Source organism: Mycobacterium sp. P4_H6, from assembly GCF_056400845.1.
Map to the genome: position 1 here is coordinate 1 of NZ_JBFUKN010000018.1, position 16,283 is coordinate 16,283.

Sequence of the window (16,283 nt, forward strand, 5' to 3'; positions counted from 1 at the left end):
CCGTCGCCGCATCGAGCACCTGCTGGGTCAGAAACCGCAGCGGGGGAGCGCCTTCGGGAATCGTGGGCGTCGGCGCCGAAGCCCCGCGGCGGGCCAGCGCAAAACCCCAGTCGCCGAAGGTCGGCACGTGCACGTGATACGGAGTCACCGCGAACCCCGCCGACCCCAGGGTGGACACCGTGCGCCAGAACGCATTCGGAGTCGAGAACGGGCTACCCGACTGCACCACCACCAACCCGTCGACCGCCAGCACCCGGGTCACCAGCGCGTAGAACTCGAGCGAATACAACCGGCCCAGCACCGGATTGTCCGGGTCGGGCAGGTCGATGATCACCGCGTCGAACCCGCCCTCGGGCAGCACCGAGGGTTTGCGCAACCAGGTCATGGCGTCATCGACCACCACCTGCACCCGCGGGTCGTCCAGCGCACCGGCATTGGCGGCGCGCAGGGGTCCGCGTGCCAACGCGATCACGGCCGGATCGAGTTCCACCTGAACGATCTGCTGCACCTGGGGCATCCGCAGCAGCTCGCGGGCCGCCAGACCGTCACCGCCGCCGAGGATGAGTACCGAACGCGCGTCGTCGCCGAGCGCGGGGTACACCAGACTCTCGGTGTAGCGGTATTCGTCGCGCGTCGAGAACTGCAGTCCGCCATCGAGATACAACCGGGTGTCGGTACCACGCCGGGTGACCACGATCTCCTGGTAGGAGGATTGCTGATAGGCGATGATCGGATCGGCGTACAGCCGCTGACGGGTGGTGCTCTGGATGCCGTCGGAGGCCACGATCAGTGCGGTCAGCCCGAGTGCGGCGGCGGTGAGCACGGCCAGCGCCGAGTTGAGTTGGCGGCGGCTGATGACGGTGCGCAGCAGGAACACCGCCACGATGGCCGCCGCGGTCAGGTTGATCATCCCGGTGACCGCGGCGCCGCGGATCATCCCGAGCTGCGGCAGCACCAGGAACGGCCAGGCCAGACCGCCGATCAGTGCACCCAGATAGTCCGCGGCGTTCAGGTTGGCCAGCACCCGGCCGGCATCGGCCGCACCCGCGGTCCGGCCCCGCTGCAACAACGTCATCAACAGCGGCACCTCGGCACCCACCAACGCGCCGATCACCGCGGTGCCCAGCACCAGCACCCACAGCGAACCGCCGATGAAGGAGAAAGCCACATACATTGCCGCAGCGGATAATCCGCCGATCACCCCGAGCAGGGTCTCGACGGCGATGAACGTGATGGCGGCGTGCCCGAGCAACGGTTTGACCAACAGTGCGCCGGCGCCGAGCGCCGCGACATAACCCGCGACGATCAGTGAGGTGGCGACGATACCGCCGCCGTGCAGACTGGCCGACAGCGTCAGCAGGGCGAGTTCGTAGATGAGCCCGCATGCCGCACAGGCCGCCACCGCGGCCAGCAGCAGTGCCCGCCAGCGCGTGGTGCCCGTCATGACAGCGCGGCTGCGTTCACCCCTCCGACGGCCAGCAGGATCACCGCGGTCGCGACGGCGCCCGGGTGCAGCTTCTCATCGCCGATCAGGTCGCGAAAACGTCCCGGCACCAAAGCCTCCAGCACCAGCAGCGTGATGCCCTGTAGCACCACCCCGACCAGTCCGTAGACAAGCGCGTCGACCAGTCCCTGGCCCAGCTCGGCCGAGCTCGCGATGATCGCCACGGCGGTCACCAACGACAGCGCCCCGTACATGCCACACGCCACCGCGACCGCATTCGGGCGGTGCTGCACGAACACCAGCTCGCGCAGGCTGCCGGGCGTCAGCACATCGGTCATCACGAATCCGGCGCCGAACACCACGATCCCGACGACGAAGTACAGCACTGCCGCGACCACGTTCTGGGTCAGTGCGCCGCCGTCGACCGTGCCGAACTCGAGTGCAAGATATGACGTGTCCATCGGTGTCTCCTGCTCTTACTTCGTTCCGCCGGGTCCGCCGGAGCTGCCGCCCGAACCGCCCGCTGGTGAGCCCGGGGTGAATCCCGGACCCAGGAAAATGAATCCGCCACCGCTGTAGCGGGAATTGATGTCCTCGACCCGGACGCTGCACGGATACTGTCCGTCCGGTCCGACGATGACGATGTCATCGGGATAGCGCAAATACTCACTGCCGCGGTCGGAAGCGCGTGACTCCGGTGCGTCGTAGGACGCGATGTTGTCGGCCACCGACTTCGGGGACCCGCTGCACTCGTAGCGACCGTCAYCGCCGTCCGCCGAGTACTGCCGGTAGTTCTCGCCCACGTGACTGCGAACATCCTTGTTCAGCAACAGCATTCCGGAAACCAGCAGGACGGCGCCGAGCACCCCCAGTGCTGCGGCAAGCCCGAACAGCGCGTTGCGGCTCATGGCCGCCACCTGCTGTCGGTGTGCACAATGGTTCCGCCACCTGGGGCAACCCCGCGGTCGGCGGGGTACAGGTGCCAGGTCTGCCAGTGCCAGCCGGGTCCGTCGGGGGTTGCGCACAACGCCGTGAGTGCGGCCTCGTCACCAGGGAAGCTGCCGCCCAGCCAACCGGTCTCGTGTTCGCAGCGGTGCCGCAGGTCGGCGGCGATCCGGCGGAAGGTGGTCTCGTCGTGGCCGGCGATCTCGGACTTCAGCGCGTAACCGGGTGCCTGCGCGGAGTCCGGTAGCGCCGAACTGGTGTCGTGCTCGGTGCAGGACACCTGCTCGGAAAACCCGGCCACCGTGACGACGTGGGACGCGCCGAGCACCCCGAGGACCAGATCGGCGCCGTCGGGATGGCGCAGCGTGCAGGCCGCCAGCGGCGCCGGGGCCGCGGCGTTCAGCGTCAACCGCAGACTCGCGCCGCTGACATCGGCGGGAACCACGCTGAGACGGTGCAACGGCAACGCGGTACCTAGGAGCCGGCCGGCGGGGCCGGGTAGACGGTCAGTTCTCCGGCGCGCACCGGCGTGCCGTAGGAGACCTCCCACGCCATGGTGGGCGCCCAGCGCTCATAACCGAGCAGGGCGGTACCGCCATTGGCGCTGTAGTCGACGTAATCCATGTCGCCGCCCGCGGGCAGTCCGGTGGTGCCTTCGGTGGTGTAGGACGCGCGGCCGTTCTCGTCGACGGTGAACGACACGCCGTCGACCTCGATGCTGCTACCCGGCTCGGCGGGCAAGCCGGTGCGCTTGTGCCACCACACCAACTCGAGACGGCCCTCGTCCTCTTCGACGCTGAACCAGACCGGCGGCTCGTCGGCTTTCCCTTCGAGCAGGTGCTCCCACCAGACGAACGGACCCTCGCGCAGGGTGACCGAGCCGCGCACCACATAGTCGGTGCCGCCGTAGCTGACGATGGCACCCGGGCCCAGTTGCCGCGGGCCGAAAGCCTCTGTTTGGGAAGCGAATCGCAACGGGTCCTGTCGGGCCGCGGGTTTCTTGGGCTGCTTCGGGCGGTTGCGGGCGACGAGGAAGACGATGACGCCCGCCGCGAGCGCAACGATGGCGAGGACGATCAGTAGTTCCCCCACGCAACACCTTTCATCGTGTTCGACTGCCAGATTTCCACCGTACAGCCTCGCTCACAGCGCCTTCTCAGCTTTATCAGCGAAGGATCGTCGCCACGATGCCCGCGAGATAGCCCAATCGGGCCACCTCCGACGGACGGAACGCCGGGCCGCCGGCACGGCCGAGCACGACCGCGGTGAGCGGATCACCGAGCGGGGCCGCGGCCAGTGCGGTGTCGATATCGCGCCACACCTGCGGCACCCAGTCCGCGGTCGCGTCCAGCGCCTCGGCGTGTTCCAGCGGAAGCCACGGGGCGGCGGTGGCTTGGGTCTCCGGGGCGCCCGAGCTGCCCGCGACCCGCTCGACACCGTCGCCGGTGGACCGGACCACGGTGCACCAGCTGACCCGCAGCACCCGCGGGGCGTCCTGGGCGAGCACGTGCAGTTTGTCGGTCCGGCCACGCGCCGCGGCGATGTGGTCGATGAGCTCGAGCTCACGGTGGGCTTCCAGCAGGCCGGTGTGCGGGCGCACGCTGTCGACGTACACACCCTTGATGTGCTCGGCGGCGGTGATCAGGGAGTCGGGCATGGCGCCGGGCGGCAGTTCGACCACCAGATCGTCGATGGCGTAACCGGCACCGCGCTCGACGACGTCGAGGGACAGGATGTCGGCGCCCACCGAACCGAGCGCGACGGCCAGCGAGCCGAGGCTGCCCGGTCGGTCCTCCAGCTGGACCCGCAGCAGATATGACGGCACGGCCAACACGATGTCACAGGGGTCGGGGCGCAGCGACCCGGGGAATGCAGGGTGACTAGGCTTTGCAGTCGTGTCACAGATTTCCCGGGACGAGGTAGCGCACCTGGCGCGGCTGGCCCGGCTCGCCCTGACCGACGGTGAGCTGGACAGCTTCGCAGGCCAGCTCGACGCCATCCTGGCCCACGTCGGCCAGATCCAATCCGTCGACGTCACCGGCGTCGAAGCCACGGACAACCCCCTCAAGGTTCTCAATGTCACCCGTCCGGACGCCGTGGTGCCCGGGCTGACGCAGGACGAGGCGCTCGCCGCCGCGCCGCGCGCCGAGGACGGCCGGTTCGCCGTGCCCAGGATTCTGGGGGAGGCAGAGTGAGCGAGCTGATTCGCGAGGACGCCGCGACCCTCGGCGCCCGCATCGCCGCCAAGGAGGTGTCCTCGACCGAGGTCACCCAGGCCCACCTGGACCAGATCGCCGCCACCGACGAGCGCTACCACGCCTTCCTGCACGTCGCGGGGGACAAGGCGCTCGCCGCGGCCGCCGAGATCGACGCCAAGGTGGCCGCCGGTGAGCAGCTGCCGTCGCCGCTGGCGGGTGTGCCGCTGGCACTCAAGGATGTGTTCACCACCACGGACATGCCGACCACCTGCGGGTCGAAGATCCTGGAGGGCTGGCACCCGCCGTACGACGCAACGGTGACCGCGCGGCTGCGCGCGGCCGGCATCCCGATCCTCGGCAAGACCAACATGGACGAGTTCGCCATGGGCAGCTCGACGGAGAACTCGGCCTACGGCCCGACCCGTAACCCGTGGGACACCGACCGGGTGCCCGGCGGCTCCGGTGGTGGCAGCGCCGCCGCCCTGGCGGCCTTCCAGGCGCCGCTGGCAATCGGCACCGACACCGGCGGCTCGATCCGCCAGCCCGCCGCCCTCACCGCGACCGTCGGCGTGAAGCCGACCTACGGCACGGTCAGCCGCTACGGTCTGGTCGCCTGCGCGTCCTCGCTGGACCAGGGCGGGCCGTGCGCGCGCACCGTGCTCGACACCGCGCTGCTGCATCAGGTCATCGCGGGCCATGACGTGCGGGACTCCACCTCGGTGGACGCCCCGGTGCCCGATGTCGTGGCAGCCGCCCGTGCGGGCGCGAACGGTGACCTCAAGGGCGTGCGCATCGGCGTGGTGAAGCAGCTGCGCGGCGATGGGTATCAGCCCGGCGTGCTCGCCTCGTTCAACACCGCCGTCGACCAGCTCACCGCGCTCGGCGCCGAGGTGACCGAGGTGGACTGCCCGCACTTCGATCATGCGATGGCGGCCTACTACCTGATCCTGCCCTCGGAGGTGTCCTCCAACCTCGCCCGGTTCGATGCGATGCGGTTCGGGCTGCGCGTCGGCGACGACGGCACGCACAGTGCCGAAGAGGTGATGGCCTTGACCCGCGCGGCCGGATTCGGCCCGGAAGTCAAGCGCCGCATCATGATCGGCACCTACGCCCTGTCGGCCGGGTACTACGACGCCTACTACAACCAGGCGCAGAAGGTCCGCACCCTGATCGCCCGCGACCTCGACGAGGCCTACCAGAAGGTCGACGTGCTGGTTTCCCCCGCGACGCCGACCACAGCCTTCCGGCTGGGGGAGAAGGTCGACGATCCGCTGGCCATGTACCTGTTCGACCTGTGCACGTTGCCGCTGAACCTGGCCGGGCACTGCGGTATGTCGGTGCCCTCGGGTCTGGCGGCCGAGGACAACCTGCCCGTCGGTCTGCAGATCATGGCGCCGGCGCTGGCCGATGACCGGCTCTACCGGGTCGGTGCGGCCTACGAAACGGCGCGGGGAGCGCTGCCCACCGCGCTGTAGCCGTCAGTCCAGGATGCGGCGCGCCACATTGGTGCTGACCAGATCCAGCAGCTCGTCGGACCGTCCGGCCAGGATGGTCCGGATCGCGTACAGCGAGAAGCCCTTGGCCTGTTCGACGGTGATGGCCGGCGGAATGGACAGCTCCTGACGCGCGGTCACCACGTCGATCACCGCCGGGCCGTCGTGGGCGAACGCCTCGGTGAGCGCGGACTCGAGGTCACCTGGCTGTTCCACACGTCGGCCGAAGAGCCCCAGTGACCGCGCGACGGCCGCGAAGTCGGGATTGTGCAGATCGGTGCCGAAGGTCACGATGCCAGCCGCCTTCATCTCCAGTTCCACGAAGTTCAGCGACGAGTTGTTGAACACGATCACCTTCACCGGCAGCCGGTTCTGGCTCAGGGTGATCAGCTCACCGAACAGCATGGTCAGTCCGCCGTCGCCGGCGAAGGCCACCACCTGCCGGTCGCGGTCCACGGTCTGGGCGCCGATGGCCAGCGGCAGCGCACACGCCATGGTGCCGTGGTTGAACGAGCCCAGCAGGCGCCTGCGCCCGTTCATCGTCAGGTAGCGCGCCGCCCACACCACCGGTGATCCGACGTCGACGGTGAACACCGCATCGTCGTCGGCCAGCCGATCGGCCGCGGCGGCAAGGTATTCCGGCCGAATGGGGGTTTTGTCGCGGTCGTTGACGGCGAGCTCGTCGAGCCGGCGCCGGGTCTTGCGGTAGTGCGTCAGCGACCGGTCCAGATGCGTGCGGTCGTTCTTGGCGGTGAGCAGCGGCTGCAAGGCGGCCAAGGTGTCGCCGACGGAGCCGACCAGACCGAGGTCGATGGGGGTGCGCCGGCCCAGGTTGCGGCCGCGGATGTCCACCTGGATGACGGTGGCGCGCTCGGGATAGAACTGCCGGTACGGGAAGTCGGTGCCCAGCATGAGCAGCACCTCGGCCTCCTTGATGGCCTTGTAGCCGGAGGCGAATCCGAGCAGGCCCGTCATCCCGACGTCGTACGGATTGTCGTATTCGACGAACTCCTTGCCGCGCAGCGCGTGCACCACCGGCGCCTGCACGGTGCCGGCCAAGGTCACCAGCTCGTCGTGGGCGCCCTCGACACCGGCGCCCGCCAGGATGGTGATCTTGCTGGAGTTGTTGAGAATGGTTGCGGCCTTGCGCAATTCATCATCGGCAGGCCGGCAGATCGAGCGGGTGGGCAGCACGGGAGTGACCCTCAGGTCGCTGACCTTGTGCAGGAACACCTCGCCGGGGATGACGACGACGGCCACCCCGTTCTCCTCGAYGGCGGCACGCATGGCCATCTGCAGCACCCGTGGCGCGGCCTCCGGTGTGGTGACCAGCTCGCAGTACACGCTGCACTCGCGGAACAGTTCCTGCGGCCGGGTCTCCTGGAAGTACTCCGAGCCGATCTCGGACTGCGGGATGTGCGCCGCGATGGCCAGCACCGGCACCCGGCTGCGCTGGGCGTCGAAGAGCCCGTTGATCAGGTGCAGGTTGCCCGGCCCGCAACTGCCCGCGCAGACCGCGAGTTGTCCGGTCAGGGCGGCATCGCCGGCCGCGGCGAAACCGGCCGCCTCCTCGTGGCGAACGTGTTCCCAGGTGAAGCCGTCGGCACGCCGGATGGCGTCGGTCAGCCCGTTGAGACTGTCTCCGGGCAGCCCGTAGACGCGGGTGATCCCACTGGCCTGCAGTGTCGAGATGACGTGATCGGCGAAGGTGGTCATACCTCAACCCTAAGACGCTGAGCTCCACTTTCGCTGTGGGCGAGCCCGGACTGGACGAAGCTGGCAGGATCTAACCCATGCGTATTGGTGTTCTCACAGGTGGCGGTGACTGTCCTGGCCTGAATGCGGTGATCCGCGCGGTGGTGCGCACCAGTGCGGTGCGGTACGGCTCGTCGGTGGTGGGTTTCCAGGACGGCTGGCGCGGTTTGTTGGAGGACCGCCGCATCCAGCTGTCGAACGACGACCGCAATGACCGGCTGCTCGCCAAGGGCGGCACCATGCTGGGCACCGCGCGTGTCAACCCGGACAAGCTGCGCGCCGGTCTGGACCAGATCAAGCAGACCCTCGAAGACAACGGGATCGACGTCCTGATTCCCATCGGCGGCGAGGGCACGCTGACCGCGGCGCACTGGCTGTCCGAGGAGAACGTCCCGGTGGTCGGGGTGCCCAAGACCATCGACAACGATATCGATTGCACCGACGTCACTTTCGGCCATGACACCGCCCTGCACGTCGCGACCGACGCCATCGACCGGCTGCACAGCACCGCCGAATCGCATCAGCGGGTGATGCTGGTCGAGGTGATGGGCCGCCACGCCGGGTGGATCGCGCTCAACGCCGGCCTGGCCTCGGGGGCGCACATGACGCTGATCCCCGAGCAACCTTTCGACGTGGAGGAAGTGTGCCGGCTGGTCAAACAGCGCTTCGTGCGCGGTGATTCGCACTTCATCTGTGTGGTGGCCGAGGGTGCCAAGCCTGCGGAGGGTTCGATGCAGCTCAAGCAGGGCGGTACCGACGAGTTCGGGCACGAGAAGTTCACCGGTGTGGCACACCAGCTCGGCGTCGAGATCGAGAAGCGGATCAACAAGGAAGTGCGGGTCACGGTGCTCGGCCACGTGCAGCGTGGCGGTACCCCGACGCCGTATGACCGGGTGCTGGCCACCCGATTCGGCGTCAACGCCGCCGACGCCGCGCACGCGGGTGAGTACGGGATGATGGTGTCGCTGCGCGGACAGGAAATCGGCCGGGTCCCGCTGGCCGACGCCGTGCGTCAGCTCAAGCTCGTCCCGCAAAGCCGCTATGACGATGCCGCGGAGTTCTTCGGGTAGCCGCGGCTGGTCCGCGCTTCGCGCTTCCCGATGTTTGCAAAGGCGGCAACCAAGTTAGTCGTCCTTACTTTTTCCCGGCGAGCCCCGGCCGCATCGAAATCGCCTAAGCCGCAGGCGGATCAGTGATTTCACCTCTTGCAGTTCGCGCGCCGGAACGGGTCTCCGGGTGTAGCGTCCGAGACACCGAATCGGGAAAGGTGTCGACATGGCGGCAGGGAATGACGACTGGACCAAGCCGGCAGCGATGGCCATCCCCAAAGAGGGCTATTTTGAGCTGGAACGCGGAAGGTACGGTCCGGTCTACCCCAGGACGCCCGCGTGCCACGGCTTCTCGATCATCGCGAAGGTGAAAGAGGGCCGCGAGGAGGCGGTCCGCGCCTACGGCAAGACGATCGAGGAGACCATCGCGGCGAGCCCGGAGGCATTGGCGCCGCTGAAGTTGCACTACCTGCGGTGGAATCTCTTCGACATCGGTTCCGGCCTGCACTTCCAGTACATGGGCATCTTCGACACCGACTTCGACAAATACACCGAGGATGCCGTCCAGTTGTTCAGTGCGACCGGCATCACCACCATTTTCACCCAACTCGAAGGCTTCCCCGAGGACTGGAAGGAGAACCCCGAGGCCTTCATCAAGTTCGTCCGCGACCACCAGCAGCCGAGCTTCCTGGAATACGGCGAATACCCCTACGTGACCGCCGACGAGATCAAGAAGGCACTGAAACTCAAGGCCGCCTTCTCGGACATGCTCGACCAGATGCAGTGACCACAACGCTCGAATTCGACGATATCCAGCACATCCTGCTGACCAGGACGCCGGCGATCACCGGGCGTTACGAGTTCCTGACGTTCGATACCCCGGCCGGTGGACGCGCCTGGCTGACGGCATTGCTCGATCGGGTGCAGTCCGCATCCGACGCCACATCGACCATGGACGAATCGGACCGCTGGGTCACCCTCGCGTTCACCTGGACCGGCCTGCGCGCACTCGGCGTGCCCGAGGAATCGCTGGCCACCTTCCCCGACGCGTTCCGCGAGGGGATGGCCGGCAGGGCCGCCATCCTCGGTGACACCGGTACGTGCGCACCCGAACACTGGGTCGGCGGGCTGGCCGGCGACGATGTGCACGCCATTGCGATCCTGTTCTCCCGCACCGACGAGCAGTGCGCCCGCTCGATCGAAGAACACGACAAACTGTTGGCGCGCACCGAGGGTGTGCGCAGCCTGTCCTACCTCGACCTGAACGCCTCGCCGCCGTTCAACTACGCCCACGATCATTTCGGCTTCCGGGACCGGCTGTCCCAGCCGGTCATGAAGGGCTCCGGCGAGGAACCGACACCGGGATCGGGCGACGCGCTGGAAGCCGGCGAGTTCATCCTCGGATATCCCGACGAGAACGGTCCGGTCGCGAATCTTCCTCAGCCCGAGATCTTGTCGCGCAACGGAAGTTTCATGGCCTACCGCAGGCTGCAGGAGCACGTCGGAACGTTTCGCGAGTATCTGAGCGATCACGCCGAGACGCCCGAGGAGCAGGAACTGCTGGCCGCCAAGTTCATGGGCCGCTGGCGCAGCGGCGCACCACTGGTGCTGGCACCCGAGCACGACGATCCGGAGTTGGGTGCCGACCCGATGCGCAACAACGATTTCAACTACAAGGAGATGGATCCGCACGGGTACGCCTGCCCGCTGGGTTCGCACGCCCGCAGGCTCAACCCGCGTGACACTGCGCATTACATGAACCGTCGCCGGATGATCCGGCGCGGCGCCACCTACGGTCCGGCGCTACCCGACGGCGCACCCGATGACGGTGTCGAGCGCGGTATCGCGGCGTTCATCATCTGTGCAGATCTGGTGCGCCAGTTCGAATTCGCGCAAAACGTCTGGATCAATGACAAGGCATTCCACGAGTTGGGCAATGAGCACGATCCGATCGCCGGGACCCAGGACGGCACGCTGGATTTCACCGTCCCCAACCGGCCGATCCGCAAGGTCCATAAGGGCCTGCCGGCGTTCACCACCCTCACCGGAGGGGCGTACTTCTTTCTGCCGGGCATGTCGGCGATGAGGTACCTGGCGGCACTGGACACGGGAGAGTGACATGACCGCTGCGCGCACCTACAACCAATCCCATGTGCCGCGACCGCACAACGGGCGCCGCCGGATCAGCATCTACTGGACGTGGAGTTATCCCTGGGAGGCGCAACGCGATCCGGCGGCCATGGCGAACCGGTTCTCGACCATCACCGAAGTCCGCAATGTGCTGTGGCCGGCCTACGAGACACCCGAATACGACGCGGCGAACTTCCTGCAAGGCATCCCGGGCACGCTCGAACTCTTCCACCGGTCCACGCTGGCGTTCCAGGCGCTGGCCGAGGAAGCCACCGGGCATCCAGTGGCGGTGTTCCAGCGAATCGACCAGGCCGGCTACCGGCTACCGATCGACGAACGCATCCTGGCCGACACCGACACCCTGATGGTGTTCGGGCTCGACCATCTGCCGTCGGCGCAGGACGCCGACCCCGACGAGATCGCCGCGATCAACCAATGGCTGCAACGGGAGGGCACCTGCCTGGTGCTGGCCCCGCACCATGACGTGGGATTCACCGACGACTACGACCAGCGCCAGGTCGAGTACCTGCACCACGGCGACCGGCTGGTGCCCCGGCAGCAGCGTTTCAGCCAGTACACCCGCTCCCTGATGGCGGCGCTGCAGGTACCGGTGCACAACACCTGGGGGCTGCGCCCGGCCGTCGTCGACGGCACCACCAACCAGATCGCGCCGCTGACCGCGTTTCACGATCTCGACGGGACCGGCCTGCTGGCCGACGTCACCACCTTCAACTTCCACCCGCACCTGCCGCACTACGAACTGACCGCCCCCGAAAGCGCGGATCTGGTGGTGCTCGGCAAGCAGCGCGTCGACCCCAATCGGCCCCACCCCTTCACCGCGGCCGGCCATACGGAGTTCAACGCATTGATCTCGATGCCACCGACCGGGGCACGGGCGGGTCACATGGTGCTGGTCGACTCCACGAACTTCACCACCCTGTTCGGCGGCACCGACAGCCTGCAGAACTTCTGGCGCAACGTCGCCACCATGACGTGATTCCCGCTCACGCCGACGCGAAGGCCTCGCGCCGGACCATCTGCCACAGGGTGGGAGTATCGGCCACGGTGGAGATCGTCACACGGGAATTCGGCCCGGATGTCTGCGCCAGCGCCAGCAGATAATGCGCAAGGTCGGTACGTGAGGTGAAGGCCCCCACCGGATCGACCTCTCCGGCAACGTATTCGGTGACATGGTCCAGATCGAACAGGCCGGACGGGCGCACCACCGTCCAGTCCAGCCCGCTGGCGGACACCACCGCTTCCATTGCGCGCTGATCGGCGTAGGTGGTCCGGCCGATGCTCGTCTTGAGGACGGGCTCGACGAATTTCAGGGCCAACGGCGCTCCGGTGCGCCCGGGATAGGTGGCCACCGCGGTCGAACTGACGGCGACGAGGCGCCGAATCCCACTGTCCGCCATGGCCTTGACGATGTTCTGTGCGGCGACCGAGTAGGTGTCGATGCGGCGCAGGCCCATCGGCACGCCGAGCACCGATATCACGGCATCAGCACCCGCGACGGCGGCTGCGACATCGGCGGGGTGATGGGCGTCCGCCTCGGCGACGCGTAGCCGCTCGCCGGACAGTGGAAACCCGGCGGGCTTGCGCGTCACCGCGACCGCATCGTGTCCTGCGTCGAGGACCTGCTGGGTCAGCAGCCGAMCGGTCTGACCGTTCGCGCCGAAGACGGCAATGCGCATGATGATCTCCAATAGTCACTGGTTGTGATTATCAAACTATATGACTATCAATTCTCGGGCTAGTCTTGGGCGGTGACCGGACCCGGCATCGTCGAGCTGCATCAGCGCATCCCGTTCCTGCTGTCTCAGCTCGGCGTGCACATCGCCGACGACTTCGTCACCCGCCTGCTGCCCTACGAGGTGGGTCCGCGCACCTATGCGGTGCTGATGGCGCTCGCCGCCGGCGACGGACAGTCGCAGCGACAGCTCTCCCAGCGGCTCGGCATCCACCGCAACGCGATGGTCACGGTCATCGATGATCTGGAGGTCAAAGGCCTGGTGGCGCGCCGTCCGCACCCGGATGACCGCCGGGCCTTCGCCGTCACGCTGACGGACGCCGGCCGTGAGCTGCTGCCCGATCTGGATGCCCAGGGGCGGGCCCAGGAGGACGAGATCACCGCCTCGCTGACGGCTCAGGAACGCACCGTGCTGCTGGGTCTGCTGCAGACCATCTCGGCGGGTCTGGGCATGAGCCCGGGTGTGCATCCGAAGCTGGCGGAGGGCTGACACTAAAATCGCGGGCATGACCACTTCTACTGCCGACCTCGTCGACTACGACGACGTCATCGCCGAGTTCGACCCCGTGATGGGCATGGAAGTGCACGTCGAGCTGTCCACCGCCACCAAGATGTTCTGCCCGTGCGCCAACAAGTTCGGCGCCGAGCCCAACACCCAGGTGTGCCCGGTGTGCCTGGGCCTGCCCGGGTCACTGCCGGTGCTCAATCAGGCCGCGGTCGAATCGGCGATCCGGATCGGGCTGGCCCTCAACTGCACCATCGCGCCCTGGGGACGTTTCGCCAGGAAGAACTACTTCTATCCCGATCAGCCGAAGAACTATCAGATCTCCCAGTACGACGAGCCGATCGCCATCGACGGCTACTTGGACGTGCCGCTCGACGACGGCACCACCTGGCGCATCGAGATCGAACGCGCGCACATGGAAGAGGACACCGGCAAGCTCACCCACCTGGGCAGTGACACCGGCCGGATCTCCGGTGCGACCACCTCGCTCGCCGACTTCAACCGGGCCGGTGTGCCGCTGATCGAGATCGTCACCCGGCCCATCGAGGGCACCGGCGAACGGGCCCCGGAGATCGCGCGCGCATACGTGACCGCCCTGCGCGATCTGCTGCGCGGGCTCGATGTGTCCGATGTGCGGATGGACCAGGGATCGATGCGCTGCGATGCCAACCTGTCACTGAAACCCAAGGGCGCCAGTGAGTTCGGCACCCGCACCGAGACCAAGAACGTCAACTCGCTCAAGAGTGTCGAGGTCGCGGTCCGCTACGAGATGCGCCGTCAGGCGGCGGTGCTGAAGTCCGGTGGCACCGTCACCCAGGAGACCCGCCACTTCCACGAGGACGGACACACCAACGCGGGCCGCAGCAAGGAGACCGCGCAGGACTACCGGTACTTCCCGGAGCCCGACCTGGAGCCGGTGGCGCCGTCGGCCGAGCTGGTAGAGCGGTTGCGTGGCACCATCCCGGAGCTTCCGTGGTTGGTGCGCAACCGCGTTCAGCAGGAGTGGGGCATCTCCGATGAGGTGATGCGCGACCTGGTCAACAATGGCGCGATCGACCTGGTGGCCGCGACCGTGGCCCAGGGCGCGTCCAGCGAGTCCGCCCGCGCCCTGTGGGGAAACTTCCTCGTGCAGAAGGCCAACGAACAAGGGGTCGAACTCGAGGCTCTGCCGATCACGCCCACCCAGGTGGCCGCGGTGATCAAACTCGTGGACGACGGCAAGCTGTCGAACAAGTTGGCCCGTCAGGTCATCGAGGGTGTGCTGGCCGGTGAGGGCGAACCCGAGCAGGTGATGAACGACCGCGGTCTGGTCGTGGTGCGCGACGATTCCCTGATCCAGGCCGCCATCGATGAGGCGCTGGCCGCCCAACCCGATATCGCCGAGAAGATCCGCGGCGGCAAGGTGCAGGCCGCAGGCGCGATCGTCGGCGCGGTGATGAAGGCGACCAAGGGCCAGGCAGACGCCGCCCGGGTGCGCGAACTGGTGCTAGCCGCCTGCTCCTGAGTGACGTCGGTCAGGGGTCTCGTTCTTCAGCTTTGCTTTTGCGTCTGGTGGTGGCCAGCAGCTTCTCTGGATGGTGGAACAGATTTGTCCGCGGTCCGGCGGTGTCGAGGGCCGCGGGTGGATGCCAGTGCACGGAGCCGTCGGCTGCAATGGTGGTCCTCCAGCCGCCTTCGGTGACGAGCCGGTTGTGCACACCGCAGGCCAGGGCGAGTTCGTTGATATTCGTCTGGCCGTTTCTTGCGAAGTCTCTGACGGCGTGGTGGACCTGGCAGCCATAGGCGGGGACCCGGCAGCCGGGGAAGGTGCACCCGCGTTGCAAGTAGGTCAGCACGAGGCGTTGGTCGAGGGTGGCGCAGCGTTTTGTGCGCCCGAAATCCAGCACTTTGCCGGTGACGTCGTCGAACACCGTCAGGCACAGGTAGGCGTGGGAGGCCAGCCGTATGACATCGCGGGTTGGGATCTTGGTGCCGTCGGCGGTGTGTCCGGTGCCGGTGCCGGCGTCGAGTTCGGCAGCGCCGACCCCGATGACGACGGTGACGGGCAGCCCGTTGTGGTCGCCGAGTTTCCCTGAGGTCAGGGTGCCGCGGGCGAGTGTCATCAGAGCGTCATGTTGGCGTTGCCCGGTGGTGCGGGTGTCGGTGTCGATCTTGTCCTGGCTGGGGGTGCCCGCGGTGCAGGGTGTGTCGTTGTCCGGGTTGCACATGCCCTTGCCGGCGAATCTGGCGAAGATCGGTCCCAGGTAGGCCCGGAACTCCGGGGTGATGGTCAGCCGCATCTCGGACATACCGTCCTGGTCCTGCTCACCCAGGACGCAGTCGCGACGGTCGCGGCGGCGTTGTTCGACCTCGTCGTCGTTTGGTTCGGGTCCGTCGGGGTCGAGGACGTCCAGCAAGTGGTTGGCGGCTTTGCGTAGGGCTTCGGGGGTTTGTTCACAAGCGATCTGGGCCAGGGTGGCCTCGGCGTCGGCACGGGTCGCAGCGTCGATGTGGGCCGGCATCGCGGCCATTGCGGCGGTGATGATGCGCACGTGCTCGGCGGTGATCGCCCCGGCGGCTTGGGCGCCTGCGGTGTGCGGATACTTCGGCGGCAATGCCTGCCCGGTCACCGAGCGGCGAGGACCCAGGGTGTCGGCTTCGGCGAAGCGTCGGTGTGCATCGGGGGACGAGATCAGCATGCGGACCTGGAGCACTTCGGCCCAGCTTTTGGCGCCCAGTTCCGCGGGAGTGGTCTGGAAGGTCAGCGCGRCCAGCAGCCGATGTTCGACGGCGGGGATGCGTCGGGCGAGATCTTCCAAGGCGGATTCGAAGCTGAGCAACTCGGCCGGGGTGGCGCGGTCGAACCCGATGCTGGTGACCTTGTCGAGCAAGGCCACCAGATCGGTGAGCAGACCGCCATCCATGCTTCGAACATTAGTTCGATAGACCGACAAGAATCGCCGAGATGTGGCAGGTGGGACCACAGTGAGCAAAGTTTCTCGATGGGGCCCGAAAGTCGCCGGCTGGTCGGG

Annotated in this window: 17 protein-coding genes; 8 read left to right on the plus strand and 9 right to left on the minus strand. The window is 67.4% G+C overall.

Features of this window, described 5'->3' with window-relative positions; translation table 11 throughout:
* The 6 genes from AC1DTF_RS09825 to AC1DTF_RS09850 form a co-directional block, all read right to left on the minus strand.
* A partial coding sequence (locus AC1DTF_RS09825) for a polyamine aminopropyltransferase (protein WP_477473946.1) occupies positions 1-1,444 on the minus strand: 1,444 nt, incomplete at its 3' end.
* A complete protein-coding gene (locus AC1DTF_RS09830) occupies positions 1,441-1,905 on the minus strand; it encodes a DUF350 domain-containing protein (RefSeq protein WP_477473947.1) in 465 nt (154 codons plus the stop codon). The genes AC1DTF_RS09830 and AC1DTF_RS09825, both read right to left, overlap by 4 nt.
* A 15-nt stretch (positions 1,906-1,920) precedes the next feature.
* Positions 1,921-2,352, minus strand: a complete 432-nt coding sequence (locus tag AC1DTF_RS09835; RefSeq protein ID WP_477473948.1) for a DUF4247 domain-containing protein — start codon at positions 2,350-2,352, stop codon at positions 1,921-1,923.
* A complete protein-coding gene (locus AC1DTF_RS09840; protein WP_477473949.1) occupies positions 2,349-2,855 on the minus strand; it encodes a DUF2617 family protein in 507 nt (168 codons plus the stop codon). The genes AC1DTF_RS09835 and AC1DTF_RS09840 overlap by 4 nt, the downstream gene beginning before the upstream one ends.
* Positions 2,856-2,863: 8 nt before the next feature.
* Positions 2,864-3,481, minus strand: a complete 618-nt coding sequence (locus AC1DTF_RS09845; protein WP_477473950.1) for a DUF4178 domain-containing protein — start codon at positions 3,479-3,481, stop codon at positions 2,864-2,866.
* A 73-nt stretch (positions 3,482-3,554) separates the two neighbouring features.
* Complete coding sequence (locus AC1DTF_RS09850) at positions 3,555-4,214, minus strand: ACT domain-containing protein (protein WP_477473951.1); 660 nt, start codon at positions 4,212-4,214, stop codon at positions 3,555-3,557.
* A 70-nt stretch (positions 4,215-4,284) separates the two neighbouring features.
* On the opposite strand from AC1DTF_RS09850, the gene gatC reads away from it, so the two are divergent.
* Together gatC and gatA are read left to right on the plus strand one after the other, a co-directional pair.
* Positions 4,285-4,584, plus strand: a complete 300-nt coding sequence (gene gatC / locus AC1DTF_RS09855) for an Asp-tRNA(Asn)/Glu-tRNA(Gln) amidotransferase subunit GatC (RefSeq protein WP_057166289.1) — start codon at positions 4,285-4,287, stop codon at positions 4,582-4,584.
* Positions 4,581-6,062, plus strand: coding sequence for an Asp-tRNA(Asn)/Glu-tRNA(Gln) amidotransferase subunit GatA (gatA, locus tag AC1DTF_RS09860; protein WP_477473952.1), 1,482 nt, complete (start codon positions 4,581-4,583; stop codon positions 6,060-6,062). Before gatC ends, gatA begins: the two co-directional genes overlap by 4 nt.
* A gap of 3 nt (positions 6,063-6,065) precedes the next feature.
* On the opposite strand, the gene poxB is transcribed toward gatA, so the two are convergent.
* Positions 6,066-7,796 (minus strand): ubiquinone-dependent pyruvate dehydrogenase, encoded by a 1,731-nt coding sequence (gene poxB, locus AC1DTF_RS09865; protein ID WP_477473953.1) that lies wholly within the window; start codon positions 7,794-7,796, stop codon positions 6,066-6,068.
* 77 nt (positions 7,797-7,873) lie between these two features.
* On the opposite strand from poxB, the gene AC1DTF_RS09870 reads away from it, so the two are divergent.
* The 4 genes from AC1DTF_RS09870 to AC1DTF_RS09885 all read left to right on the plus strand — a co-directional run bounded on the left by AC1DTF_RS09870 (position 7,874) and on the right by AC1DTF_RS09885 (position 12,011).
* A complete protein-coding gene (locus AC1DTF_RS09870) occupies positions 7,874-8,905 on the plus strand; it encodes an ATP-dependent 6-phosphofructokinase (RefSeq protein ID WP_057166292.1) in 1,032 nt (343 codons plus the stop codon).
* A 205-nt stretch (positions 8,906-9,110) separates the two neighbouring features.
* Positions 9,111-9,671 carry a hypothetical protein gene (locus AC1DTF_RS09875; protein WP_057166293.1) on the plus strand — a complete coding sequence of 187 codons (561 nt, stop codon included), beginning with the start codon at positions 9,111-9,113 and terminating at the stop codon, positions 9,669-9,671.
* Entirely contained in the window at positions 9,668-11,002 is a 1,335-nt protein-coding gene (locus AC1DTF_RS09880) for a Dyp-type peroxidase (protein ID WP_057166294.1), read from the plus strand. Before AC1DTF_RS09875 ends, AC1DTF_RS09880 begins: the two co-directional genes overlap by 4 nt.
* 1 nt (position 11,003) lies before the next feature.
* On the plus strand, positions 11,004-12,011 hold the full coding sequence (locus tag AC1DTF_RS09885; protein WP_477473954.1) for a hypothetical protein: 1,008 nt from the start codon (positions 11,004-11,006) through the stop codon (positions 12,009-12,011).
* A gap of 7 nt (positions 12,012-12,018) precedes the next feature.
* Here the strand turns inward: AC1DTF_RS09885 and AC1DTF_RS09890 are convergent, their stop codons facing one another.
* Positions 12,019-12,711, minus strand: coding sequence for an NAD(P)-dependent oxidoreductase (locus tag AC1DTF_RS09890; protein ID WP_477473955.1), 693 nt, complete (start codon positions 12,709-12,711; stop codon positions 12,019-12,021).
* Positions 12,712-12,783: 72 nt separating this feature from the next.
* Here AC1DTF_RS09890 and AC1DTF_RS09895 point away from each other — a divergent pair, with 72 nt between their 5' ends.
* Entirely contained in the window at positions 12,784-13,257 is a 474-nt protein-coding gene (locus AC1DTF_RS09895; RefSeq protein WP_057166296.1) for a MarR family winged helix-turn-helix transcriptional regulator, read from the plus strand.
* 16 nt (positions 13,258-13,273) lie between these two features.
* The gene (gene gatB, locus AC1DTF_RS09900; protein ID WP_477473956.1) at positions 13,274-14,776 is read left to right on the plus strand and encodes an Asp-tRNA(Asn)/Glu-tRNA(Gln) amidotransferase subunit GatB; all 1,503 of its coding nucleotides are present in this window, start codon (positions 13,274-13,276) and stop codon (positions 14,774-14,776) included.
* Between the two features lie 10 nt (positions 14,777-14,786).
* On the opposite strand, the gene AC1DTF_RS09905 is transcribed toward gatB, so the two are convergent.
* The gene (locus AC1DTF_RS09905) at positions 14,787-16,175 is read right to left on the minus strand and encodes an HNH endonuclease signature motif containing protein (protein ID WP_477473957.1); all 1,389 of its coding nucleotides are present in this window, start codon (positions 16,173-16,175) and stop codon (positions 14,787-14,789) included.
* Positions 16,176-16,283: the final 108 nt, after the last annotated feature.

Excerpts from the sequence above, each read along its gene's own strand:
- AC1DTF_RS09830 (WP_477473947.1), bottom strand. The coding sequence starts at position 1,905 with ATGGACACGTCATATCTTGCACTCGAGTTCGGCACGGTCGACGGCGGC.
- AC1DTF_RS09870 (WP_057166292.1), top strand. The coding sequence starts at position 7,874 with ATGCGTATTGGTGTTCTCACAGGTGGCGGTGACTGTCCTGGCCTGAAT.
- AC1DTF_RS09875 (WP_057166293.1), top strand. The coding sequence starts at position 9,111 with ATGGCGGCAGGGAATGACGACTGGACCAAGCCGGCAGCGATGGCCATC.
- AC1DTF_RS09885 (WP_477473954.1), top strand. The coding sequence starts at position 11,004 with ATGACCGCTGCGCGCACCTACAACCAATCCCATGTGCCGCGACCGCAC.
- gatB (WP_477473956.1), top strand. The coding sequence starts at position 13,274 with ATGACCACTTCTACTGCCGACCTCGTCGACTACGACGACGTCATCGCC.